Annotated in this window: 19 protein-coding genes; 13 read left to right on the top strand and 6 right to left on the bottom strand. The window is 72.0% G+C overall.

Annotated features, from left to right (window positions below; all coding sequences use genetic code 11):
- Positions 1-83 precede the first annotated feature (83 nt).
- On the bottom strand, positions 84-2,159 hold the full coding sequence (locus ACQEUR_RS00405; RefSeq protein WP_433023827.1) for a SpoIIE family protein phosphatase: 2,076 nt from the start codon (positions 2,157-2,159) through the stop codon (positions 84-86).
- 257 nt (positions 2,160-2,416) lie between these two features.
- Between ACQEUR_RS00405 and ACQEUR_RS00410 the strand changes: the two genes are divergently transcribed.
- Positions 2,417-6,784, top strand: coding sequence for a HAMP domain-containing protein (locus ACQEUR_RS00410; RefSeq protein WP_433023829.1), 4,368 nt, complete (start codon positions 2,417-2,419; stop codon positions 6,782-6,784).
- Positions 6,785-6,809: 25 nt separating this feature from the next.
- A complete protein-coding gene (locus ACQEUR_RS00415; RefSeq protein ID WP_433023831.1) occupies positions 6,810-7,364 on the top strand; it encodes a response regulator in 555 nt (184 codons plus the stop codon).
- Positions 7,365-7,407: 43 nt separating this feature from the next.
- Here the strand turns inward: ACQEUR_RS00415 and ACQEUR_RS00420 are convergent, their stop codons facing one another.
- Positions 7,408-7,743: an STAS domain-containing protein gene (locus tag ACQEUR_RS00420; protein WP_433023833.1), complete on the bottom strand. Its 336-nt coding sequence runs from the start codon at positions 7,741-7,743 to the stop codon at positions 7,408-7,410.
- Positions 7,744-7,886: 143 nt separating this feature from the next.
- On the opposite strand from ACQEUR_RS00420, the gene hemL reads away from it, so the two are divergent.
- The 8 genes from hemL (at position 7,887) to mqnP (ending at position 16,421) form a co-directional block, all read left to right on the top strand.
- Positions 7,887-9,224, top strand: a complete 1,338-nt coding sequence (gene hemL, locus ACQEUR_RS00425) for a glutamate-1-semialdehyde 2,1-aminomutase (RefSeq protein ID WP_433023835.1) — start codon at positions 7,887-7,889, stop codon at positions 9,222-9,224.
- Positions 9,225-9,227: 3 nt separating this feature from the next.
- Positions 9,228-9,875 (top strand): histidine phosphatase family protein, encoded by a 648-nt coding sequence (locus ACQEUR_RS00430; RefSeq protein WP_433023837.1) that lies wholly within the window; start codon positions 9,228-9,230, stop codon positions 9,873-9,875.
- A 1-nt stretch (position 9,876) separates the two neighbouring features.
- A complete protein-coding gene (locus ACQEUR_RS00435; RefSeq protein WP_433023839.1) occupies positions 9,877-10,458 on the top strand; it encodes a TlpA family protein disulfide reductase in 582 nt (193 codons plus the stop codon).
- Positions 10,458-11,330: a cytochrome c biogenesis CcdA family protein gene (locus ACQEUR_RS00440; RefSeq protein ID WP_433023841.1), complete on the top strand. Its 873-nt coding sequence runs from the start codon at positions 10,458-10,460 to the stop codon at positions 11,328-11,330. Before ACQEUR_RS00435 ends, ACQEUR_RS00440 begins: the two co-directional genes overlap by 1 nt.
- Positions 11,330-12,952, top strand: coding sequence for a cytochrome c biogenesis protein ResB (gene resB, locus ACQEUR_RS00445; protein ID WP_433023843.1), 1,623 nt, complete (start codon positions 11,330-11,332; stop codon positions 12,950-12,952). Before ACQEUR_RS00440 ends, resB begins: the two co-directional genes overlap by 1 nt.
- Positions 12,952-13,950 (top strand): c-type cytochrome biogenesis protein CcsB, encoded by a 999-nt coding sequence (gene ccsB, locus ACQEUR_RS00450; protein WP_433023845.1) that lies wholly within the window; start codon positions 12,952-12,954, stop codon positions 13,948-13,950. The genes resB and ccsB overlap by 1 nt, the downstream gene beginning before the upstream one ends.
- A gap of 108 nt (positions 13,951-14,058) precedes the next feature.
- Entirely contained in the window at positions 14,059-15,522 is a 1,464-nt protein-coding gene (locus tag ACQEUR_RS00455; RefSeq protein ID WP_433023847.1) for a menaquinone biosynthesis decarboxylase, read from the top strand.
- Entirely contained in the window at positions 15,519-16,421 is a 903-nt protein-coding gene (gene mqnP / locus ACQEUR_RS00460; protein ID WP_433023849.1) for a menaquinone biosynthesis prenyltransferase MqnP, read from the top strand. The genes ACQEUR_RS00455 and mqnP overlap by 4 nt, the downstream gene beginning before the upstream one ends.
- 302 nt (positions 16,422-16,723) lie before the next feature.
- On the opposite strand, the gene ACQEUR_RS00465 is transcribed toward mqnP, so the two are convergent.
- On the bottom strand, positions 16,724-17,743 hold the full coding sequence (locus tag ACQEUR_RS00465) for a terpene synthase family protein (protein WP_433023851.1): 1,020 nt from the start codon (positions 17,741-17,743) through the stop codon (positions 16,724-16,726).
- Between the two features lie 128 nt (positions 17,744-17,871).
- Here ACQEUR_RS00465 and ACQEUR_RS00470 point away from each other — a divergent pair, with 128 nt between their 5' ends.
- Positions 17,872-18,501, top strand: a complete 630-nt coding sequence (locus ACQEUR_RS00470; RefSeq protein WP_433023852.1) for a UbiX family flavin prenyltransferase — start codon at positions 17,872-17,874, stop codon at positions 18,499-18,501.
- Positions 18,502-18,587: 86 nt separating this feature from the next.
- Here the strand turns inward: ACQEUR_RS00470 and ACQEUR_RS00475 are convergent, their stop codons facing one another.
- Entirely contained in the window at positions 18,588-18,869 is a 282-nt protein-coding gene (locus tag ACQEUR_RS00475) for a BldC family transcriptional regulator (protein WP_433023854.1), read from the bottom strand.
- A 246-nt stretch (positions 18,870-19,115) separates the two neighbouring features.
- Between ACQEUR_RS00475 and ACQEUR_RS00480 the strand changes: the two genes are divergently transcribed.
- Complete coding sequence (locus tag ACQEUR_RS00480; RefSeq protein WP_433023856.1) at positions 19,116-19,577, top strand: Lrp/AsnC family transcriptional regulator; 462 nt, start codon at positions 19,116-19,118, stop codon at positions 19,575-19,577.
- A gap of 39 nt (positions 19,578-19,616) precedes the next feature.
- The gene (locus ACQEUR_RS00485) at positions 19,617-20,708 is read left to right on the top strand and encodes a PLP-dependent cysteine synthase family protein (protein WP_433023858.1); all 1,092 of its coding nucleotides are present in this window, start codon (positions 19,617-19,619) and stop codon (positions 20,706-20,708) included.
- Positions 20,709-20,718: 10 nt separating this feature from the next.
- Here the strand turns inward: ACQEUR_RS00485 and ACQEUR_RS00490 are convergent, their stop codons facing one another.
- Both ACQEUR_RS00490 and ACQEUR_RS00495 read right to left on the bottom strand, forming a co-directional pair.
- Positions 20,719-21,342 carry a putative glycolipid-binding domain-containing protein gene (locus ACQEUR_RS00490; RefSeq protein ID WP_433023860.1) on the bottom strand — a complete coding sequence of 208 codons (624 nt, stop codon included), beginning with the start codon at positions 21,340-21,342 and terminating at the stop codon, positions 20,719-20,721.
- Between the two features lie 104 nt (positions 21,343-21,446).
- The gene (locus ACQEUR_RS00495; RefSeq protein ID WP_433023862.1) at positions 21,447-22,952 is read right to left on the bottom strand and encodes a DEAD/DEAH box helicase; all 1,506 of its coding nucleotides are present in this window, start codon (positions 22,950-22,952) and stop codon (positions 21,447-21,449) included.
- Between the last annotated feature and the right edge of the window lie 247 nt (positions 22,953-23,199).

Here is a 23,199-nt window from a genome sequence, read left to right on the forward strand (position 1 = left end):
GTCAGGCGATCGATTCATGTAAATAGTTAACTTAGGAAGCGTTCGGTCCTGAAGGTTTCCTCCGGCCCCGGCGGGTCGCCGGGTCAGCCGATCGTGTCGTTGCGCAGCACCAGGATGGCGATGTCGTCCCGGGGCGACTCGGCGGAGAAGTTGATCGCCGCCGAGCGGAGCCGGGCCGCCATCACGTCCGCCGAGTAGCCCGCCAGCGGCGCCGCCGCGGCCCGCAGCCGCTCGATCCCGAAGAGTTCCCGGCCGCGCCGCCGCTCGGTCACCCCGTCGGTGTAGAAGATGAGCGCGTCGCCGGGAGCGAGCCGCACCTCGGCGACCGGCGAGGCGATGGAGTCGAGCAGGCCCAGCGCGGTACCCCCGGAACCCACGAACGTCGCGTGCCCGGCCGCCCCGACCAGGACCGGCCGGTCGTGGCCGGCGAGGTACAGCGAGACGTCGAGCCCGCCGTCGGGGCGGTGACCCACCGCCGCCAGCGCCAGCGTGCAGTAGCGACCGCCGCCGCGCTCCACCAGCGTCTCGTTGAGCCGGGCCAGCGCCTCCGGCAGCGGGCGACCGTCACCGGCCAGCACCCGGATCACGTTGCGGACCAGCCCGGTCACCGTCGCGGCCTGCACCCCCTTGCCGGAGACGTCGCCGACGACCACCAGCCACCGGTCGTCGGCCAGCGGCACCACGTCGTAGAAGTCCCCGCCGACGTCGGCCGCGTCACCGGTCGGCACGTACTCCGCGGCGAACCCGATCCCGTCGACCACCGGCAGCTCCGGCGGCAGCAGGGACTGCTGCAACGTCCGCGCCACCTGACGCCGTTCGGCGTGGATCCGGGCGTTCTCGATCGCCAGCGCGGCCCGCCGGGCCACGTCCTCCAGCACGGCGACCTCGTCCGGCTCGTGCCGGTGCCGCTGGTGCCGGCCCACCGCCAGGGTGCCGAGCCGCTGCCCCCGGGCCACCAGCGGTACGGCGAAACCGTCCATCGGCTGCCCGATCGGCACCTGGGACCGGCTCCGGGACGCCTCCCGCAGCCGGGCGTGCACCGACTCGGGGCCGTTCTCCCGCAGCACCTTGTGCAGCTGCGGCAGCATCGCCTCGTCCGCGTGGGTGGCCGCGGCGAGCTTCAGCCCACCCCACTCGTCGGTGGTGTGCACGGCGCACCACTGGCCGAGCCGGGGCACCACGAGCTGGGGGATCAGCGCCATGGTCAGCTCCACGTCCAGCGACTGGGCGAGCAGTTCGCTCGCCTCGGCGAGGAAGGTCAGCCAGGTCTGCCGGCGCATGTCGGTCCGGCGCAGCCGGTCGTTCTCCAGGTGCAGGGAGAGCCGTTCGGCCACCAGGGCGGCGAGCGGGCGGGCGTACCCGGAGGGGGCGGCGTCCAGCTCCAGCTCGCCCGCGTACGGCCGGTGCACCGCCAGCGGCACCCGCAGCAGCTCGTCGCCGGTGCGGGGCTGCCGGCCGTACCGGGCCAGGAGCTGCCAGCCGGCCCCGTCGCCCCGGTCCAGTCGTACGGCCCCGCCGGCCGCCCCGACCATGTCGCCCACCCGCACCAGCAGGTCGGCGGCGAAGGCGGGCAGCGGATCGTCCGCGTACGGGTCGGGGGCGGTCTGCATCAGTGCGCTCATCGCCCCGGCGCTCGGCGCGGACGCGACGCCCGGTACCCCGTTGCGGGTCGGCGCGGGGCGGGGCGGCGGCTCCGGTTGGCGCCCCGTGGGCACAGAGTCACCTTTGCGGTCCAACCGGAACCAGACGCCCTTTCCGCTGGGTTGGTGGGTGGTGCCCCAGCGGCTGGCGAAATGGTCGACCAGGAGCAGGCCGCGCCCCCGCTCGGAGACCTCCCCGATGTCGGTCAGGTCGTTGCGGGGCCGCGCCGTGACGTCGTCGATGGGCCCGGCGGCGAAGTCGGTGACCGTCACCGTCAGCCCGGTATCGTCCGCGACGACCTCGATGTCCAGCTCGGTGCGGGCGTGCTCCACCGCGTTGGTGGAGAGTTCGGTGGTGAGCAGCAGTGCCTCGTTGAGCAGTTCGTCCATGCCGGCCTCGGCGAGCACCGACCGGACCAGCGCTCGGGCCGCCGCGGGCGTACGCCGGTCGGCAGGCAGGCGTACCCGTCTCAGGTGGTCACCCCCGCCACTTGCCGCGCCGCCCGCCACCGCTGACACTCCTGTAATCCTCCACCGGCCGGATCCCGAAGATCCAGGCCACCCTATCCGGGCCCGGTAACCTGCGTCGCCGGCCTGGCGGAGGCCATCGTCACGGGCCGGCGCGCGGCGCAGGGTGGCATTTGCCCGTGGAAAGGCACAATGATGGGTGAGTCGCGCGCCGGGGCGTAGTCGCCGTGGCGCATCCGAGGCGCATCGGGGCCACCTGGTGGGCGCGGGCCGAGAGCGGGCCCCATCTCCAACCTGAGCGAGGAACGATGACCACGGCGAAACAAGTCTCTGCCGCGGAGCGGTCCACCGCCGAGGACGCGGTGCTGCTCGACGAGCTCACCGACGCGTTGCGGCGGGTCCGCCGCGGTGACTTCAAGGTACGGCTGCCGCGCCGGGCCGGCAGCGGGGGCGAGTTGGCCGACGCCTTCAACGAGGTGGTGTCGCTGCAGGAGCGGCAGCATCTCGACCTGCGGCGGATCAGCCGGATCGTCGGCCGGGACGGCCGGTTGACCGAGCGGCTGGACGAGGAGGGCATGGAGGGCGCCTGGGCGGAGGGCCAGCGGGCGGTCAACGGGCTCATCGACGACCTGGGGCGGCCGACCACCGAGATCGCCCGGGTGATCGTGGCCGTCGCCGACGGGGACCTCTCCCAGCACATGGCGCTGGAGATCGACGGTCGGCCGCTGCGCGGCGAGTTCCTCCGGATCGGCCGTACGGTCAACACGATGGTGGACCAGCTCTCCTCGTTCTCCAACGAGGTGACCCGGGTGGCCCGGGAGGTGGGCACCGAGGGTGAGCTGGGCGGCCAGGCCGACGTCCGGGGGGTGGCCGGCACCTGGAAGGACCTCACCGACTCGGTGAACACCATGGCCTCCAACCTGACTTACCAGGTGCGCTCGATCTCCCAGGTCGCCACGGCGGTGGCCCGGGGCGACCTGTCCCAGAAGATCACCGTGTCGGCCAAGGGCGAGGTCGCCGAGCTGGCGCACACGATCAACGGGCTGACCGACACGCTGCGGCTCTTCGCCGAGCAGGTGACCCGGGTGGCCCGGGAGGTGGGCACCGAGGGCAAGCTCGGCGGCCAGGCGGCGGTGCCGAACGTCGCCGGCACCTGGAAGGACCTGACCGACAGCGTCAACTCGATGGCGTCGAACCTGACCGCGCAGGTCCGCAACATCGCCCAGGTCTCCACGGCGGTTGCCCGGGGCGACCTGAGCCAGAAGATCACGGTGGCCGCGCAGGGCGAGATCCTGGAGCTGAAGGACACCGTCAACACGATGGTGGACCAGCTCTCGTCGTTCGCCGACGAGGTGACCCGGGTCGCCCGCGAGGTCGGCATCGAGGGCAAGCTCGGCGGTCAGGCGCAGGTGCGCGGCGTCTCCGGCACCTGGCGGGCGCTGACCGAGAATGTCAACCAGCTCGCCGGCAACCTCACCTCGCAGGTGCGGAACATCTCCCAGGTCTCCACCGCGGTGGCCAAGGGCGACCTGTCGCAGAAGATCACGGTCGACGCGCGCGGCGAGATCGCCGAACTCAAGAACACCGTCAACACCATGGTCGACCAGCTGTCGTCGTTCGCCGACGAGGTGACCCGGGTGGCCCGTGAGGTGGGTACGGAGGGCAAGCTCGGCGGTCAGGCGGAGGTGAAGGGGGTTTCCGGCACCTGGCGGGACCTGACCGACAACGTCAACTCGATGGCGTCGAACCTGACCTCCCAGGTCCGGAACATCGCCTCGGTCACCACGGCGGTGGCCAAGGGCGACCTGAGCCAGAAGATCACCGTGGACGCGCGCGGCGAGATTCTGGAGCTGAAGTCGACGGTGAACACGATGGTGGACCAGCTCTCGTCGTTCGCCGACGAGGTGACCCGGGTGGCCCGCGAGGTCGGTACGGAGGGCAAGCTCGGCGGCCAGGCCCAGGTGCGCGGCGTCGCCGGCACCTGGCGGGACCTGACCGACAACGTGAACTCGATGGCGTCGAACCTGACCGCCCAGGTGCGGAACATCGCCCAGGTGTCGACGGCGGTGGCCCGGGGTGACCTGAGCCAGAAGATCACCGTCGACGCGCAGGGCGAGATCCTGGAACTCAAGCAGACGGTGAACACGATGGTGGACCAGCTCTCGTCGTTCGCCGACGAGGTGACCCGGGTGGCCCGGGAGGTAGGCACCGAGGGCAAGCTCGGCGGTCAGGCCGAGGTGAAGGGGGTCTCCGGCACCTGGCGGGACCTGACCGACAACGTGAACTCGATGGCGTCGAACCTGACCGCCCAGGTCCGGAACATCGCCTCGGTTACCACGGCGGTGGCCCGGGGTGACCTGTCGCAGAAGGTCACCGTCGACGCTCGGGGCGAGATCCTGGAGCTGAAGGGCACCGTCAACACGATGGTGGACCAGCTCTCGTCGTTCGCCCACGAGCTGACCCGGGTCGGCCGGGAGGTCGGCGTCGAGGGCAAGCTCGGCGGTCAGGCCCAGGTCAAGGGCGTTTCGGGTACCTGGCGGGACATCACCGAGAACGTCAACCAGCTCGCCTCCACGCTCACCACCCAGCTTCGGGCGATCGCGCAGGTCTCCACGGCGGTGACCACGGGCGACCTGACCCAGCGGATCGCCGTACAGGCGCAGGGCGAGGTCGCCGAGCTGAAGGACAACATCAACCAGATGATCGTCACGCTCCGGGAGACCACCAAGAAGAACGCCGAGCAGGGCTGGCTGGACTCCAACCTGGCCCGCATCGGCGGCCTTCTCCAGGGGCAGCGCGACCTCGGCGAGGTCTGCCGGATGATCATGACGGAGGTGACCCCGCTGGTCGACGCGCAGCTCGGCGCCTTCTTCCTGGCCGACACCACCGACGAGGCCGCGATGCGGCTCAAGCTCACCGCCTCGTACGGCTACGTCGCCCGCAACCACGACGTGACGTTCGGCCCCGGTGAGGGACTGGTCGGGCAGGCCGCGCTCTCCCGGCGCACCATCCGGGTCGGCGCGCCCCGGGACGGCAAGCTGACCCTGCGCTCCGGGCTGGCCGCCACGCCCCCGGTCGACCTGGTGGTGCTGCCGGTGCTCTTCGAGGGAGAACTCCTCGGGGTCATCGAGTTCGCCAGCGTCTCGCCCTTCAACGAACTGCACCTGTCGTTCCTGGAGCGGCTGGTGCTCACCATCGGCATCGCGGTGAACACCATCCAGGCCAACCGGCGTACCGAGGAGCTGCTGGCCCAGTCCCAGCGGCTCGCCCACGAGCTTCAGGAACAGTCCGCCGAGTTGCAGCGCACCAACGCCGAACTGGAGGACAAGGCGCAGCTGCTCTCGGAGCAGAAGGGCAACATCGAGACCAAGAACCGGGAGATCGAACTGGCCCGGATCGGCCTGGAGGACAAGGCGCAGCAGCTCGCCCGCGCCTCGGCGTACAAGTCGGAGTTCCTGGCCAACATGAGCCACGAGCTGCGTACGCCGCTCAACTCGCTGCTGCTGCTGGCCCGGCTGCTCGCGGACAACTCGGAGGAGAACCTGACCGAGAAGCAGATCGAGTTCGCCCGGACGATCCACAGCGCCGGCTCCGACCTGCTCTCCCTGATCGACGACATCCTCGACCTGTCGAAGATCGAGGCGGGCCGGATGGACGTCGAGCCGGCCGAGGTGCAGTTCTCCGAGATCCGCAGCTACGTGGAGCAGGCGTTCGCGCCGCAGGCCGAGGAGAAGGGGCTGGACTTCCAGGTCCGGATCTCCCGGGAGCTGCCGCCGGCGGTGGTCACCGACCCCCAGCGGTTGCAGCAGATCCTGCGCAACCTGCTCTCCAACGCGGTCAAGTTCACCGACAACGGTGCCGTCACGCTGCGGATCGCCCCGGCACCGGAGGGGGCGTACTTCGACGTGCCGGCGCTGGCCACCGCCCGGCAGGTGGTGGCGTTCACCGTGATCGACACCGGGATCGGCATCTCCGACGACAAGCTGGGACTGATCTTCGAGGCGTTCCAGCAGGCCGACGGGACCACCAGCCGGCGGTACGGCGGCACCGGCCTCGGGCTGTCGATCAGCCGTGACCTGGCCCGGCTCATCGGCGGCACCATCACCGTGTCGTCGGCACCCGGGCAGGGCTCGACCTTCACGCTCTTCGTACCGGACGTGCTGGCCCCGGACGCCGTGGTCGCCCCGATGCCGGCGCCGGTGCCGGCGAGCCGGGGCGGTCTCGCCACCCTGCTGCGCACCCCGGACCCGGACCGTACGCCGACGCCGACCACCCGGCAGCTCGACGGCGCCACCGTGCTGATCATCGACGACGACGTACGGAACGTCTTCGCCCTGACCAGCGCATTGGAGCTGCACGGCATGACCGTGCTCTACTCGGACAACGGTGTGGACGGGGTACGGCTGCTGGCGGAGCATCCGGAGGTGGACATCGTGCTGATGGACGCGATGATGCCGGACCAGGACGGGTACGAGACGACGCGCGCGATCCGCCGCAACCACCGCTTCACCGACCTGCCGGTGGTGTTCCTGACCGCGAAGGCGATGCCGGGCGACCGCGAGTCGGCGCTGGCCGCCGGGGCGAGCGACTACATCACCAAGCCGGTGGACCTGGACGAGTTGATCGAGTTGATGGCGTCCTGGGTGAACGGGGACGGACGAGAGGTTGACGGGTGACGCGAGGCAGCGAGGGGACGATCCGGTGAGCGAGCTGGCCAAAGCCCTGCTGGTCGACGACCGGCGGGAGAACCTGATGGCGTTGGAGGCGATCCTCCAGGGCCTGCCGGTGCGGTCGGTCGCGGTGGAGAGCGGTGAGGCGGCCCTCAAGCAACTCCTGGTGGAGGACTTCGCGGTCATCCTGCTGGACGCCCAGATGCCGGACATGGACGGCTTCGAGACGGCGAGCCACATCAAGCGGCGGGAGCGTACCCGGCACGTCCCGATCATCTTCCTCACCGCCGCCGACCGGGACGCCCAGCTCGCCCTGCGCGGGTACGCGGTCGGCGCGGTCGACTACCTGACCAAGCCGTTCGACCCGTGGGTGCTGCGGGCCAAGGTGTCGGTCTTCGTCGAGCTGTGGGTCAAGACCCGGCAGCTCGCCGCGCAGTCCGAGCTGGTGCGGGAGCGGGACAACCAGTGGCGGGTGATGGCCGAGGCGGTCGACGAGGCGGTCACGCTGCTGCGCTCGGACGACCCGGACAGCCGCGACCGGGCGGTGGAGCTGCTGGAGCAGGCCCGCTGGGGTGCGGTGGCCTGATCGGCTCCGGTGCCCGTCCGGCGTCCGCCGGGCGGGCGGTCGGTCAGCCGGTGGCCTGGCCGTTGCGGATCATCAGCGCGGAGCGCAGGCCGGTGATGTCGAGCACCCGGAGCAGGAACTCGCCGACGTTGGTCAGGACCAGCAGGCTCTGGGCGTGGCTGGCCTTGCGACTGAGCACCACCAGGGTGCCCAGGCCCTGCGAGTCACAGAACGTGACGTCGGAGAGGTCCAGCACGATCCGGTTCGGTGCCTCGCCGAGCACCTCGTTGACGGCGTTCGAGAGTTGGGCGGCGGTGAGCATGTCGATCTCACCGGCCAGGCGGAGGATCACCTCGTCAGCCGTCCGCTGCACGCCAATGGTCAACTCGGCACGGTCCACGCGATCAGACTATCGCGATCTACCCGGAGCGACCCGCCGAGCGGGGAGTGTGCCGCGTCGGGCCCGGCGTCGGACGTGATCCGGGCGACCCCGCGAGGGGTGGGTGCCGCCCGGCGCGGTGGCGCTGACAGAATGGCGGCACCGTGAGCGATACGTATTCCGCCGGCACCGGCCGCTACCCGGCTGACGCGCCGGCCTCCGAGGCCCTGTTCGACCGCGCCCGCGCCATCGTGCCGGGCGGGGTGAACTCCCCCGTCCGCGCGTTCCTCGCCGTCGGCGGCACCCCCAGATTCATGTCCCGGGGTGCCGGGCCGTGGCTCTTCGACGCGGACGGTCGGCGCTACGTCGACCTGGTCTGCTCGTGGGGTCCGCTGATCCTCGGGCACGCCCACCCGGAGGTGGTCGCCGCGGTCCAGGACGCCGCGACCCGGGGCACCAGCTTCGGCGCCCCGACCGAGGGCGAGGTGGAACTGGCCGCCGAGATCGTCGCCCGTACCCCGGTCGAGCAGGTGCGCCTGGTCAACTCGGGGACCGAGGCGACCATGTCGGCGATCCGGCTGGCCCGGGGCTACACCGGGCGCAGCAAGATCGTAAAGTTCGCCGGCTGCTACCACGGGCACGTGGACGCCCTGCTCGCCTCGGCCGGCTCCGGCGTCGCCACCCTCGGCCTGCCCGACTCGCCCGGCGTCACCGGCGCGGCGGCCGGCGAGACCGTGGTGCTGCCCTACAACGACGTCGCCGCCGTCGAGGCCGCCTTCGCCGCCGAGGGGCCGTCGATCGCCGCGGTCATCACCGAGGCGGCGGCGGGCAACATGGGCGTGGTGGCGCCACGGGACGGCTTCAACCAGGCGCTGGCCCGGATCGCCCACGCGCACGGCGCGCTGCTGATCGTCGACGAGGTGATGACCGGCTTCCGGGTCGCCCCGGGCGGTTGGGCCGGGCTGGAGCCGGTCGACGCCGACCTGTTCGTCTTCGGCAAGGTGATGGGCGGTGGACTGCCGGCGGCGGCGTTCGGCGGACGCCGGGAGATCATGTCCCGGCTCGCCCCGGCCGGCCCGGTCTACCAGGCCGGCACGCTCTCCGGGAACCCGCTGGCCTGCGCCGCCGGGCTCGCCACGCTGCGGCTGGCCGACGCCGCGGCGTACCGTCGACTCGACGACACGGCCGCCACGGTGGGCCGGCTGGCCGGCGACGCACTGGCCGCCGCCGGGGTTCCGCACCGGCTCTCGTACGCCGGGAACATGTTCTCGGTCTTCTTCACCGACGCGGACGTGGTCGACTACGCCACCGCGCGGATCCAGGACGTCGCCGCGTTCAAGGCGTTCTTCCACGCGATGCTGGCCGGCGGGGTCTACCTGCCGCCGAGCGCCTTCGAGTCGTGGTTCGTGTCGACGGCGGTGGACGACGCCGCGCTGGAACAGATCGCGGCGGCGCTGCCGGCCGCGGCGAGGGCTGCGGCGGCGGCCGGTCACGGGGGTTAACAGGTGGGTACGACGGTCGTGCACGTGCTGCGGCACGGTGAGGTGTACAACCCGGCCAAGATCCTGTACGGCCGGCTGCCCGGTTTCCGCCTCTCCGAGCTGGGCGTGCAGATGGCCAAGGCCGCCGCCCAGGCGCTCGCGGACCGCGACATCGCGCACGTGGTGGCCAGCCCTCTGGAACGGGCCCAGCAGACCGCCGAGCCGATCGCCGCGCAGTTCGGCCTCCCGGTCGGGGTGGACGAGCGGTTGATCGAGAGCGGCAACTGGTTCGAGGGCAAGCGGGTCTCACCCGGCGACGGCTCGTTCCGGGACCCGCGCAACTGGTGGGTGCTGCGCGACCCGGTGACGCCCTCCTGGGGGGAGGCGTACACGGCGATCGCCGAGCGGATGTTCGGCGCGCTGCACGCCGCCCGGGTGGCGGCCGAGGGGCGGGAGGCGATCTGCGTCTCGCACCAGCTGCCGATCTGGACCCTGCGCCGCTACGTCGAGCGCAAGCGGCTCTGGCACGACCCGCGCCGGCGGCAGTGCGGGCTGGCGAGCCTGACCTCGTTCCACTTCGACGGCGCCAAGATCGTCGGCATCGGCTACTCCGAGCCGGCCGCGCACCTGGTGGCGATGTCGCCGACCGCCCGGACGGCGAAGGGGGCATGAGATGAGCCGCCAGCGGCGCGCCGGCCTCGGCGCCCTGCTCGCCGCCACCGCGACGCTGGCCCTGGTCGGCTGCTCCGGCGCCGACTGGGAGGAGAACTGCACGACCACCGACGGCATCGTGGAGTGCGCGCCGGGGGACCGGCCGGACGCGCCCGAGGTCACCGGCGAGCTGCTCACCGGCGGCCGGTACGACATCGCCCAGGACCGCGGCCAGGTCGTCGTGGTCAACTTCTGGGGCTCCTGGTGCGCGCCCTGCCGGGCCGAGGCCGACGACCTGGAGGCGACCTACCAGGCGACCCGGGAGCGCGGTGTGCGCTTCCTCGGCATCAACATCCAGGACGGGCGGGACAAGGCGAAGGCGTTCGAGGCGGCCTTCAAGGTCACCTATCCCAGCGTCTACGACCCGCCGAGCAAGCTGGCGCTCGCCTTCGACGTGCCGCCGAACTCGATCCCGGCGACCATCGTGCTGGATCGGGAGAGCCGGATCGCGGTGGTGATCCGCAAGCCGGTCACCCGGGACATCCTGGAGCCGATCGTCGCCGCCGTGGCGGACGACGGCGCGGCGGCGGGCGGCCCGGGCTGATGGGTGCCACCTTCGCCGAGCTCGCCGAGGGCGGGCCGCTGCTGCTGGCGGTCGGTGCGGCGGCGCTCGCCGGGCTGGTGAGCCTGCTCTCCCCGTGCGTGCTCCCGCTGGTGCCCGGCTACCTGTCGTACGTGACCGGGCTGGCCGGCAGCGACCTGGAGCAGCGCGGCTCCGCCGAACAGGGGGCCGGGACCGGCCCCGGGGCGGGGAACACGGCGAGCGGTGGCGCCGGCGCGGTCGGTGCCGGCGCGGTCGGGGTGGCCACCCGGCCGGCCCGGACGGCCCGGCTCGCCGTCCACGGCCGGGTGCTCGCCGGCACGCTGCTCTTCATCGCCGGCTTCACCGTGGTCTTCACCCTCACCGCCGTCCTGGTCACCGCCGCCGGCCGGGCGCTGTTCGAGCAGAAGCGCCCGCTGGAGATCGTCATCGGTGCGGTGATCGTCGTGCTCGGCCTCTCCTACCTGGGCGTGGTGCCGGGGATGCAGCGGGAACTGCGCATCCGGCGGCTGCCGGCCGCCGGGCTGCTCGGCGCACCGGTCTTCGGGGCGGTCTTCGCGCTCTCCTGGGTGCCCTGCGTCGGCCCGACCCTCGGCGCGGTGATCGGGATGGGTACGGCGAGCGGGCAGGCCGACCGGGCCGCCGTACTCGCCGTCGCGTACTGCCTCGGGCTCGGCCTGCCCTTCGTCGTCTTCGGCCTGGCCTTCCACCGCCTGCTCGGGCTCTTCCGGGCGGTCCGCCGCAACAGCCGCTGGGTGACCCGGGTCGGCGGCGCGCTGCTCATCCTGATCGGGCTGGCCCTGGTCACCGGCGGCTGGCAGGACCTGGTCATCTGGTTGCAGACCACCTTCGGCGTCGGCGAGGTGAGCATCTGATGTCCACCGTCGAGGACCGGACGGACGCCGGGCCCGAGGTCCGGGCGCCCGGCTCCGGCCCGTCCCGGCGTACGCCGGCACCGCTGGCCCTGCTGCGCAACTCGTGGCGGCAGCTCACCAGCATGCGTACGGCGCTGATCCTGCTCTTCCTGCTCGCCGTCGCCGCGATCCCCGGCTCGGTGCTGCCGCAGCGGGACATCAACATCGAGAACGTCAACGCCTTCGCCCGGGAGCATCCCGACCTCTTCCCGCTGCTGGACCGCATCGGCGGCTTCGACGCGTACGCCTCGCCGTGGTTCTCGGCGATCTACGTACTCCTCTTCACCTCGCTCATCGGCTGCATCGTGCCGCGGCTGCGCGACCATTTCCGGGCGGTGCGGTCGGCGCCGCCGGCGGCGCCGAGGCGGTTGGACCGGCTGCCCCGGCATGCCACGCTGCCCGACCACGACGGTGACCTCGACGCGATCGCGGCGATGCTGCGCAGGCGGCGGTGGCGGGTGGCGGTCCGGGACGGCGCGGTCTCGGCCGAGAAGGGCCACCTGAAGGAGACCGGCAACCTCCTCTTCCACTTCTCGCTGATCGGCGTGCTGCTCGGGGTCGGCCTCGGCTCGTGGTACGGCTGGCACGGCAACCGGCTGCTGATCGCCGGCCCGGACCACGCGTTCTGCAACAACCTCCAGCAGTACAGCGAGTCCCGGCTGGGGCAGCGGGTCGACGGCGGGGACCTGCCGCCGTTCTGCCTGGAACTGGCCGACTTCCACGCCACGTTCCTCCCCTCCGGGCAGCCGAAGTCGTTCCGGACGGAGGCGCTGGTGACCGAGGGCGACCGGGCGACGTACCGGGCCGACTTCTCGGTCAACTCGCCGCTGCGGTTGGACGGGGCGAGCGTCTACCTGCTCGGCCACGGTTACGCGCCGATGATCCGCTACACCGACCGGAACGGTCACTCCCAGGTCGACGAGCCGGCCTTCCTGACCATGGACGGCAACCTGACCAGCGAGGGAGTCGCCGACTTCCCGGACGTGAACCTCGATCCGGTGACCGGGGCCCGCAACCCGGACCTCCAGGTCGCCTTCGAGGGCCTCTACTTCCCGACGGCACCGCAGAACCCGCCGTTCGTCCGGTCGGAATATCCGGCCGAGCGCTCCCCGGCGGTGCTGCTGGTGCCCTACCGGGGCAACCTGGGGCGGGACGCCGGAATCCCCGGTTCGGTCTACCGGCTCGACCAGCGGCAGGTGAGCGCCGGCAAGCTCAAGCAGGTCGGCGAGGCCCGGCTGTTGCGGCTGGGTGAGAAGTGGACGCTCGACGACGGTACGACGGTGGAGTTCCTCGGCACCCGGCAGTACGTGACGATCTCGGTCCGCTACGACCCGGGCGAACGGATCGTGCTGGCCAGCTCGGGGATCCTGCTGGTCGGGCTGATGCTCTCGCTCTTCGGCCGGCGTCGTCGGGTCTGGTTCCGCCTGGTCCCGGCCCCGCCCGGACAATCCACGACGGGTCGTAGTAGCTTGATTGAGGCCGGTGGGCTGCCACGCACCGACTATCCGGGATTCGCCGACGAGTTCGACCAGCTCGTCGCCGCCGCGCGACGCGGTGCGGCGGCGGAGGAGGGGGCCGACTGATGGCCGCGCTGTCCGACCAGTTACTGGTGTTCGCGATCCTCGGATACCTGCTCGCGATGATCTGCCACGCCGCCGAGTACGCCTTCGGCGCCCGCAGCGTGGTCGGTCGGGCGGCGGCCCGGCCCGACCGGGAACGGGTGCTGGTCGGCGCCGGCGTGGCCGCCGGATCCGGGCCGGCCCCCGGCACGAAGCGGGACGGGCCGGATGCGGGGGCGCCGGTGGACGGGGTCGGTTCGCCCCGGGCCGCGCTCGCCGGCCGGGCGGCGGTGCTGTTCACCGCGCTGGCGGCCGTGATCCACCTCGGGGTGCTGGTCACCCGTGGCGTCGCGGCCGTCCGCATGCCGTGGGGCAACATGTACGAGTACCTGCTGACCGTCACCTTCGTCGGCACGGTGGCCTGGCTGTTGATGCTGCACCGGCGGCCGGCGATCCGGCATCTGGGGCTCTTCGTCGCGCTCGCCATGGTGCTGCTGCTGGCCGTCGCCGGCCTGGTGCTCTACGTGCCGATCGTGCCGCTGGTGCCGGCGCTGGACTCGTACTGGTTCGTCGTGCACGTGGCGACGATCGCGACCTCCTCCGGCATCCTGCTGCTGGGTGCGGTGCCCGCGGTGATGTACCTGATCCGCGACGGCTACGAGCGGGGCAGGCGCAGCTTCCCGTACACGCTCGGGGCGCGGGTGCCGGCCGCCGCGAGTCTGGAGCGGTTGACCTTCCGGCTGCACGCCTTCGCGTTCCCGATCTACACCTTCGCGGTGATGGCCGGTGCGGTCTGGGCGGAGGCCGCCTGGGGCCGCTACTGGGGGTGGGACCCGAAGGAGATCTGGGCCTTCATCTCCTGGGTGGTCTACGCCGGCTACCTGCACGCCCGGGCCACGCCCAGCGTGCGGCGCCCGGTGGCGACCTGGATCGCCGTGATCGGCTTCCTGACCATGCAGATGAACCTGTACGGCGTGAACATCTTCTTCGAGGGCCTGCACTCCTACGGCGGGCTCGACTGACCCAGCTCTCGGCGTGGGACTGCTGGGAGCGTCGGGCGATGGGCTCGGCGTCACGGTGGGGGGACCCGGCTTGGTCGGTGGTCCCGCCGGTGCGACAGACTAGCGGCCATGGCGGCTCGTGGATTCCCGTACGACGATCTCAGGGCGTTCCTCGGCGCGCTGGAGCGGGCCGGGGAGTTGCGGCGGGTCTCCGTACCGGTCGACCCGACGCTGGAGATCAGCGAGGTGGTCACCCGGACGGTCCGGGCGAACGGGCCGGCGCTGCTCTTCGAGCGACCCACCCGGGGTGAGATGCCGGTCGCGATCAACCTGTTCGGCACCGACCGGCGGATGGCGATGGCGCTGGGCGTGGAGCGGCTGGACGAGATCGGCGACCGGATCGGCGCCCTGGTCAAGCCGGAGCTGCCGGTCGGCTGGTCCGGCATCCGCGAGGGCCTCGGCAAGGTGCTCCAGCTCAAGTCGGTGCCGCCGAGGAAGGTGAAGACCGCCCCGTGCCAGCAGGTGGTCTACCGGGGCGCCGACGTCGACCTCAACCGGCTGCCCGGCCTCCAGGTCTGGCCCGGTGACGGCGGCATCTTCCACAACTACGGGCTCACCCACACCAAGCACCCGGAGACCGGCAAGCGCAACCTCGGGCTGTACCGGCTCCAGCAGCACTCGCGGAACACCCTCGGCATGCACTGGCAGATCCACAAGGACTCCACGGCGCACCACGCGGTCGCGGAGCGCCTCGGCCAGCGGCTGCCCGTGGCGATCGCGATCGGCTGCGACCCGGTGGTCAGCTACGCCGCCTCCGCACCACTCCCCGGCGACATCGACGAATACCTCTTCGCCGGTTTCCTGCGCGGCGAGCGGGTGGAGATGGTCGACTGCCTGACCGTGCCGCTCCAGGTGCCCGCGCACGCGCAGATCGTGCTGGAGGGCTATCTCGAACCGGGCGAGCGGCTGCCCGAGGGCCCGTTCGGGGACCACACCGGCTTCTACACCCCGGTCGAGCCGTTCCCGGTGCTGCACATCGAGGCGATGACCACCCAACGGGACCCGGTCTACCACTCGATCATCACCTCCCAGCCGCCGCAGGAGGACCACGGCCTCGGTAAGGCCACCGAGCGGATCTTTCTGCCGCTGCTCAAGCTGCTGATCCCGGACATCGTCGACTACGACCTGCCGGCGGTCGGCGTCTTCCACAACTGCGTGATCGTCTCGATCCGGAAGCGCTACCCGAAGCACGCCCAGAAGGTGATGAACGCGATCTGGGGCGCCCACCTGCTCTCGCTCTCCAAGTTGATCGTGGTGGTCGACGAGGACTGCGACGTGCACGACTACGCCGAGGTGGCCTGGCGGGCCTTCGGCAACGTCGACTACGCCCGCGACCTGCTGCTGACCGAGGGGCCGGTGGACCACCTCGACCACTCGTCGTACCAGCAGTTCTGGGGCGGCAAGGCCGGGGTCGACGCGACCCGCAAACTCCCCACCGAGGGCTACACCCGAGGCTGGCCCGAGGAGATGACCATGTCACCGGAGATCCGTTCCCTGGTCGACAAGCGCTGGAAGGAGTACGGCATCTCATGACGGCCGCCGTGCAGTCGCCGGGGCGGGTCAGCTCCTTCCTCCGGCTGGTCGCGATCGAGCACTCGGTCTTCGCGCTGCCGTTCGCCTACCTCTCGGCGCTCACCGCCATGCAGCTCAACGGCGGCCGGGTGCGCTGGCTGGACCTGCTGCTGATCACGATCGCCATGGTCGGTGCCCGTACCTTCGCGATGGCGGCGAACCGGATCATCGACCGGCGGATCGACGCGCGGAATCCGCGTACGGCCGGGCGGGAACTGGTGACCGGGGCGGTGAGCGTGCGGACGGCCTGGACCGGAGCGGTCGTCGCCCTGGTGGTCTTCCTCGCCGCGGCGGCGGCGCTCAACCCGCTCTGCCTGGTCCTCGCCCCGCTGGCCGTGGTGCCGCTGGTCGTCTACCCGTACGCCAAGCGGTTCACCGACTGGCCGCACGCGGTCCTGGCGCTGGCCCAGGCGGTCGGCCCGGTCGGCGCCTGGCTCGCCGTCACCGGCACCTTCGCCGGCTCCGGCCCGGCCTGGCTGCTGGGCTTCGCGGTCGGGTTGTGGATCGGCGGCTTCGACCTGATCTACGCCTGCCAGGACGCCGAGGTCGACCGGCGGATCGGGGTACGCAGCGTTCCCGCCCGGTACGGGCTGCGGTTCGCGCTGCACGCCTCGACCGTCGCCCACGTGGTGACGTTCCTGCTGTTCATCTGGTACGGCGAGCTGGTGGGGCTGGGCTGGCCCTGGTGGGTCGGGCTGGCGCTGACCGCGGTCGCCTTCGGCTACCAGCACGTGGTGGTCACCCCGGCCGACCTGTCCCGGGTCAACCGGGCGTTCTTCACCGCCAACGGCTTCGTCGGGATCGCGCTCTTCGTCTTCGCCCTGCTGGACCTGGTCTTCCGGTTCCACCTCCGGGCCTGACCTCCCTCGGACGCGTCCGGCCGGCAGCGCCGACGGCCGGATGGACATCCTCCAGACCTCGCGCCCCGCGAGCTGTAGACCTGGGCGCGACCGGTAGACCCGCTGCGAGCTGTAGACCTGGGCGCACAGACGGGGCAGGCGGTGCGGCGGTGGGCCGGTCCGCGGCACGCCCGGAGCGGCACGCCCGGAGCGCTCTGCCCGGAGCGGTCCGCCGGAGCGCGGTCCGCCGGAGCGTGGGCGCACAGACGGGGCAGCTCTACAGGCCGCCGTACACCTGTCGAGCGCCGGCCCCGCGACTTCGGTCAGCCCTGGCCGGTGAAGGTGCGGCCGAGGCGCAGGTAGCGGGCGCTCTCCAGGGACCAGTCGATCGTGCCGCGTACCGAGTTGGCCACGCCGTCGAGGTGGTGCCGGAGCGGGTCGTCCAGCGCCGGCCCGAACGACGGCAGCTCGGCCCGCAGCTGGACGAACTGCCGCATCCGCTCCTGCCACCGGGTGACCACCACGTCGACGGCCGCCGCCACCGGCAGCCCCTGCTCGGCGGCGACCGCCAGCACCAGGTTGTGCCCGCCGGAGGTGGTCACGTCCCAGTCCAGGGAGAGCAGGTCGTTGAACCAGGAGAGCAGGTCGTTGCCGGCGGCGGCGAGTTCGCGTACCGCCGGGTGGTGGTAGACCGCGTCCGGCAGCGGCCGCCCGGTGGTGAACTCGATCAGCGTGTACGAGACGTACGCCGCGGAGGTCGCCCGGCGCAGCGGCACGTACTCGGCGACGCTCGGCGTCCGGCCGGCGGCCTTGTTGCCCACCTCCGTCAGCAGCCCTTCCAGGTAGTGCGCCACCGCGTCGGTGAACCGGGCCCGCGAGGGCGGCGCCATCCGCTGCCGGAGCACCTGCCAGGCGTCTACCAGCATCCCGCGCAACGGGCCCCGCAACTCCTCGGTCTGCGCCTCGACCCCGTCGCGGAGCAGCCGCAGCACGCCGTCCCGCAGGGCGCCCGCCGCGACCGGCCGGGGCTGGCCGGGGGTGTCGGAGGCGTCGTCGAACATGAAGAACCAGGTGAAGAGGGCCCCGATCACCCGCAGGTCGGTGGCGCTGGCCTCCGGATAGAGCCGGGCCGCGTACCGGGCGAAGACGCCGCGTGCGGTCCGGTCACGGGTGTCGGCACCGAGCGGCGCGGTGAAGCGTCCGGTCCAGTCGACCAGCCACTCCTGGGCGTCGTCCACGTGCGGGGAGATGCGGGGCGGGATCGGGCAGTCGAGCCGGGCCAGCCATGACCGGTCGCCGTCCACGCCCGCCTCCCGCCGGTGAGTCCCCTGCTCCCCTGACACCCGAGAATCATTCCACTTTTTGCCCGTTTGGCCAGGGGTAGGCGCGGGCGTCCGGATCGGGCGGTCCGAGGGGCGGCGGGCACCGGGCCGGCGGGCACCGGGCCGGCGGGATGGGGCAGGCTGTGGACATGAGAAGGCCGTGGGTGGTTGGCGTCTCCGGAGCCTCCGGTACGCCGTACGCGGTCGCCGTGCTCGGCGGGCTGCTGGACGCGGGGGAGGCGGTGGATCTGGTCGTCTCCCGGGCGGCCCGGCTGACGGTCCTGGACGAGACCGGCCGCCCGTTCCGGGACGGGCACTGGAGGGACGACCTCTCCGCCTGGCTGGGGCGGGACCTGGCCGGCGCCGATGTCGTGCACTGGCCGGCCGGGGATGTCGCCGCCGGGCCGAGCAGCGGTTCGTACCCGACCCGGGGCATGGCGGTGGTGCCGGCGAGTACGGCGGCCTGCGCCGGCATCGCGATCGGGCTGTCGAAGGACCTGTTGCAGCGCGCCGCCGAGGTGAACCTGAAGGAGCGCCGCCCCGTGGTGGTGGTGCCGAGGGAGACCCCGGTCACCCGCAGCCACCTGGAGCACCTGATCACGCTGCACGACGCCGGGGCGGTGGTGCTGCCGGCGAGCCCCGGCTTCTACGGTGCCGGCGCCGCCGCGTCAGCGGCCCAACTGGTCGACTTCGTGGCCGGCAAGGTGCTTGACGCGCTCGGTGTGCCGCACTCGCTGTTCCGGCGCTGGTCCGGTGAACTCCGCGCCGACCGTGGCTGATCCGCCCGGGTCGCGGCCCCCGCGTGCGGTCCCGCGAGGACCGGGGGCACGCCGTGCCCCGAGGGGTGCTGCGACCCGGCGTCGGCTCAGTGCAGCCCGGCGTTGCCCACGCCCGCCGGCCCGGGACCACTCGGGGTGGCGGGGCCGTTGTTGCGTGGACGGTTCGCGATGTTGTCATCGACCTCGTCGAGCATGCCCTCGCCCTCGAGCAGTGCGCGTACCTCCGACTCGCGGAAGCGGCGGTGCCCACCGGGTGTCCGGATGCTACCGATACGCCCGGCCGCGGCCCAGCGTGTGACGGTCTTTGGATCGACGCGGAAGAGTGCTGCCACCTCGCCCGGCGTCAGCAGACGATCTCCAGTGTCCACAGCCCCCTCCTCGCGTCGACGAAGCCCCCGGACTGGTAGGACCGTCCCCTTAACACATGCTTGCCAGAGCCTTCGTATAGGGACGTACGGCAATTACAACACCGCCAGAGTGCCGTGTCCGGCAAACGCGAAAACGCACTCTGTGGGAGGTTAGGCGACAAGATTTACGGCATTTAAGCGCTTTGCCACCAACAATGCTGCTACCGCTGCGGGTGCCTTCCGGCGGCCGGGCTAGGGTCGGAGTTCGTGGACGCCATCGACCTGAGCCTCGTCGAGCTGCTGCGCGGCAACGCCCGCCTCTCGTACGCCGAGCTCGCCCGCCAGGTCGGCCTCTCGTCGCCGGCGGTGCACGAGCGGGTCGGCAAGCTGGAGGCGAGCGGTGTCATCCGGGGATACCGGGCCGACGTGGAGCCGGAGGCGATCGGACTCGGGGTGACCGCGCTGATCGGGCTCGTGCAGGACTCGGGCGGCGACACCGACGACGTACTCGAGGCGATCCGGGGCATGCCCGAAATCGAATCCTGCTACTTCATGGCCGGTGTCGAGTCATTCCTGCTCAAGGCGCGAGTCGGCACAATTGCCGAGTTGGAGCAGTTGATCCTGCGGCTGAACCGCACCGCCGGGGTCGCCTCGACCCGGACCGGGGTCGCGCTCTCCACCAAGTGGGAGAACCGCCCCCAGCCGCTGACGACCGACCCGGGATCCTGACCGGCAGGTGCACCGGGCGGACTTGCTACGTTGCTGGTCATGGAACATCTGGACCGGTGCGACGAAGCCGACCGCGGGTGGGTGACCGCGGCGATCGCCGCCGTGGAGGCCGACGCGAACCGGTCCGCCGACACGCATCTGCTGCCCTTCCCGCTGCCCCGGGAGTGGGGCGTCGATCTCTACCTGAAGGACGAGTCGGTGCACCCGACCGGCTCGCTCAAGCACCGGCTGGCCCGGTCGCTGTTCCTCTACGGGCTCTGCAACGGGTGGATCGGGCCGCGTACCACCATTGTGGAGGCCTCGTCGGGCTCGACCGCCGTCTCCGAGGCGTACTTCGCCCGGATGCTCGGCGTGCCGTTCATCGCCGTCATGCCGTCGACCACGTCACCGGAGAAGATCGCGCAGATCGAGTTCCAGGGCGGCAAGTGCCACCTGGTCGAGGATCCGTCCACCGTCGTGGTCGAGGCCCGGTGGCTGGCCGAGGACCTGGGCGGACACTTCATGGACCAGTTCACGTACGCGGAGCGCGCCACCGATTGGCGCGGGAACAACAACATCGCCGAGTCGATCTACGCCCAACTCGCCCTGGAACGGCACCCCGTCCCGGACTGGATCGTGGTCGGTGCCGGCACCGGCGGCACCAGCGCGACGATCGGCCGGTACATCCGCTACCGGCGCCTGCCGACCAAGCTCTGCGTCGTTGACCCGGAACACTCCGCGTTCTATCCCGCCTGGACGGCAGCCGACTGGTCGATCACCACCGGCGACGCCTCCCGGATCGAGGGGATCGGACGACCCAAGGTGGAGGCGTCCTTCCAGCCGGCCGTGGTGGACCGGATGGTCCGGGTGCCGGACGCGGCCTCGCTGGCGGCGATGCGGGCCGCCTGCGCCGTACTCGGCCGGCGGGTCGGCGGGTCGACCGGCACCAACCTCTGGGGAGCGTTCGGCCTGATCGCGCAGATGCGCGCCGCCGGCCGTACCGGATCGGTGGTGACGCTGCTCTGCGACGCCGGCGAGCGCTACACGGACACCTACTATTCCGACGAGTGGGTCGCCGCCCGCGGCCTGGACCTCGCCCCGCACCTGTCCACGGTGGAGCGCTTCCTCGCCGGTGGCGGGTGGGCGGGGTAGCCGGGCCGGTTCAGGCCGGCCGGTCGGTCCGCTCGGCCAGCCCGGGGTACAGCAGGACGTAGCCGTCGGCGTCCAGGGTGAGGTCGGCGGTGAAGTCGCCGCTGGCGAAGCCGACGTTGCCGCCGTCGAGGACGGTGTAGACCTGTTCCGACGGCACCACCCGGAGGCTGGGCACCAGCACCCAGACCGTCGTGATCGGGTACTTCGTGCCGGGTACGGCGTCGCGGAGCCGGAGGCGGTGTACCGGGAGGGTGTTGAACAGCGGCGAGCCGCCGAGGTCGACGTCGACCGCGTCCGCGAGCCGTTCCGGCTCGTCCGTGCCGGGCAGGCCGACCGGGCGCTTGCCGGCGGCGGTCAGCGCCGCGTCGAGGTCACCCTGCTCGCCGGTGCTCGCGCGCCAACGGCCGGCGGCGCGTTCCAACCGGAGCGTACGCAGCCAGCCGGAGCCCTCGCAGTTGACCTCCAGCCGCACCGTCGACCAGTTCTCGTCCGTGCGCAGCTCGTAACGGCAGGAGTAGGGGATGGGATCGACGGCCAGGGCCACGCCTCGGGCGGCCAGCCCCCGGCGGTCGTCGACGAGCGCATGATCGGCGCCGGCGACGTCCGTACGCACCCAGAACAAGGATCTCGGCATGTCCCGACGTTACCGGTGCCCGGTGACATCCGACGGGCGTCGACCCCTGTTGATCATGGAGTTGTCGTCGGGGTCGACGACAACTCCATGATCAGGTCAGCGGATCAGTGTGTCGGGGTGGGGCGGCGGTCGTCGCGGGTGCGTCCGCTACGGGAGCGGTCCCAGCCCGGCCGTCCGTCGCGGGAGCGGGGTGCGTCGTGCCGGAGCCCGGCGCCCCGCCACTCGGTGGGCCGCTCGGCCCGGTCACCCTGCTCGGCACCGCGCCGGTCGGCGTACCGGGGCTCGCCGCCCTGGGGCCGGTCGGCGTAGCGGCGTTCGCCCTGGGGCCGGTCGGCGTAGCGCCGCTCGCCCTGGGGGCGGTCTCCGTAGCGCCGCTCGGTGCGCGGGCGGTCGGACCTGCGGGCCGGTTCCTCGACGACGGGCACCCCGCTGGGCTCCCGGGCGCCGGTGACCTCGGCCAGGGCCGGGTCACCGAGGCGTACCCGGGTCTCGGCGGGCGCGACGCCGGCCTTCTGCATCATCGCCAGGGTGGTCCGCCGCTGCTTCGGCAGGACCAGGGTGGCCACCGCCCCGGACTCCCCGGCCCGGGCGGTACGGCCGGCCCGGTGCAGGTAGTCCTTCGGGTCCTTCGGCGGGTCGATGTGCACCACCAGGGAGACCCCGTCGACGTGGATGCCCCGTGCCGCCACGTCCGTGGCGACCAGGACATTCACCCGGCCCTCCTTGAACTCGGCGAGCGTGCGGGTCCGTACCCGCTGGGTCTTGCCGCCGTGCAGCGCGCCGGCCCGGACGCCGACGGCCGCGAGCTGCTCGACCAGCCGGTCGACCCCCATCTGGGTACGCGCGAACATCATGGTCCGGCCCTGCCGGGCCGCGATCGAGGCCGCCACCGCGAACTTGTCGTGCGGCGGGATCAACAGCATGTGGTGGTCCATCGTGGACACCGCCGCGGTGGCCGGCGCCGTCGAGTGGGTGACCGGATCGGTCAGGAACCGCCGGACGAGCATGTCGACGTCGCCGTCCAGGGTCGCGGAGAAGAGCAGCCGCTGGGTGCCGCTGGGGGTCTTCGCGAGCAGCTCGGTGACGTCGGGCAGGAAGCCCATGTCGGCCATCTGGTCGGCCTCGTCCAGGACGGTGACCTCGATGTCGTCGAGGCTGCACACGCCCCGTTGGATCAGGTCACCGAGCCGGCCCGGCGTGGCCACGATGATCTCGACCCCACGGCGCAGCGAGTCGATCTGGCGGTCGTAGGGCACCCCGCCGACCGCCGTCTTCAGGAACACCCCGACCGCCCGGCCGAGCGGCATCAGGGCATCGTTGACCTGCATCGCGAGCTCGCGGGTCGGTACCAGGATCAGGGCCCGGGGGTGCAGCGGCCGGGCCTTCGGGGCGGCGGCCATCCGGGCCAGCACGGCCAGGCCGAAGGCCAGGGTCTTGCCGGAACCGGTCTGGCCACGGCCGAGGACGTCCCGGCCGGCGAGCGCGTCCGGCACGGTGGCCCGCTGGATCTCGAACGGGGTGGTGATGCCCTCCCGGCTCAGCGCCCGGACCAGTTGCCGGGGCACGCCGAGAGCGCTGAAGTCCGCCGCCTCGCCGGTGGGCTCGGCCACCGGGGCCGCTGCGGTGTCGGCGGGGGAAACAGTTTCCCCATCGGCGACAGGGTGCGCAGCGGTAACAGAATCCGCAATGGAAACGTCCTGCGCGGGTGTATCGGGGGTGTTGCTCGATTCGACGGCGTTCTCCGGAACGGATCGGCCTTCGAATACGGATGGAAACATGCTGGGATCAGCAACGGTCGTCAAAGAGAACCTCTCAAGCGGGGCGCATCTTCGCGATGGCCCGCCGCGACGCTGTCGT

Source organism: Plantactinospora sp. CA-290183 (assembly GCF_050936375.1).
In the GTDB taxonomy this organism is placed as follows: domain Bacteria; phylum Actinomycetota; class Actinomycetes; order Mycobacteriales; family Micromonosporaceae; genus Plantactinospora.

Coding starts and splice junctions, on each gene's coding strand:
- ACQEUR_RS00410 (WP_433023829.1), top strand. CDS start 2,417: ATGACCACGGCGAAACAAGTCTCTGCCGCGGAGCGGTCCACCGCCGAG.
- ACQEUR_RS00435 (WP_433023839.1), top strand. CDS start 9,877: ATGAGCCGCCAGCGGCGCGCCGGCCTCGGCGCCCTGCTCGCCGCCACC.
- ACQEUR_RS00440 (WP_433023841.1), top strand. CDS start 10,458: ATGGGTGCCACCTTCGCCGAGCTCGCCGAGGGCGGGCCGCTGCTGCTG.
- resB (WP_433023843.1), top strand. CDS start 11,330: ATGTCCACCGTCGAGGACCGGACGGACGCCGGGCCCGAGGTCCGGGCG.
- ccsB (WP_433023845.1), top strand. CDS start 12,952: ATGGCCGCGCTGTCCGACCAGTTACTGGTGTTCGCGATCCTCGGATAC.
- ACQEUR_RS00455 (WP_433023847.1), top strand. CDS start 14,059: ATGGCGGCTCGTGGATTCCCGTACGACGATCTCAGGGCGTTCCTCGGC.
- mqnP (WP_433023849.1), top strand. CDS start 15,519: ATGACGGCCGCCGTGCAGTCGCCGGGGCGGGTCAGCTCCTTCCTCCGG.
- ACQEUR_RS00470 (WP_433023852.1), top strand. CDS start 17,872: ATGAGAAGGCCGTGGGTGGTTGGCGTCTCCGGAGCCTCCGGTACGCCG.
- ACQEUR_RS00485 (WP_433023858.1), top strand. CDS start 19,617: ATGGAACATCTGGACCGGTGCGACGAAGCCGACCGCGGGTGGGTGACC.
- ACQEUR_RS00490 (WP_433023860.1), bottom strand. CDS start 21,342: ATGCCGAGATCCTTGTTCTGGGTGCGTACGGACGTCGCCGGCGCCGAT.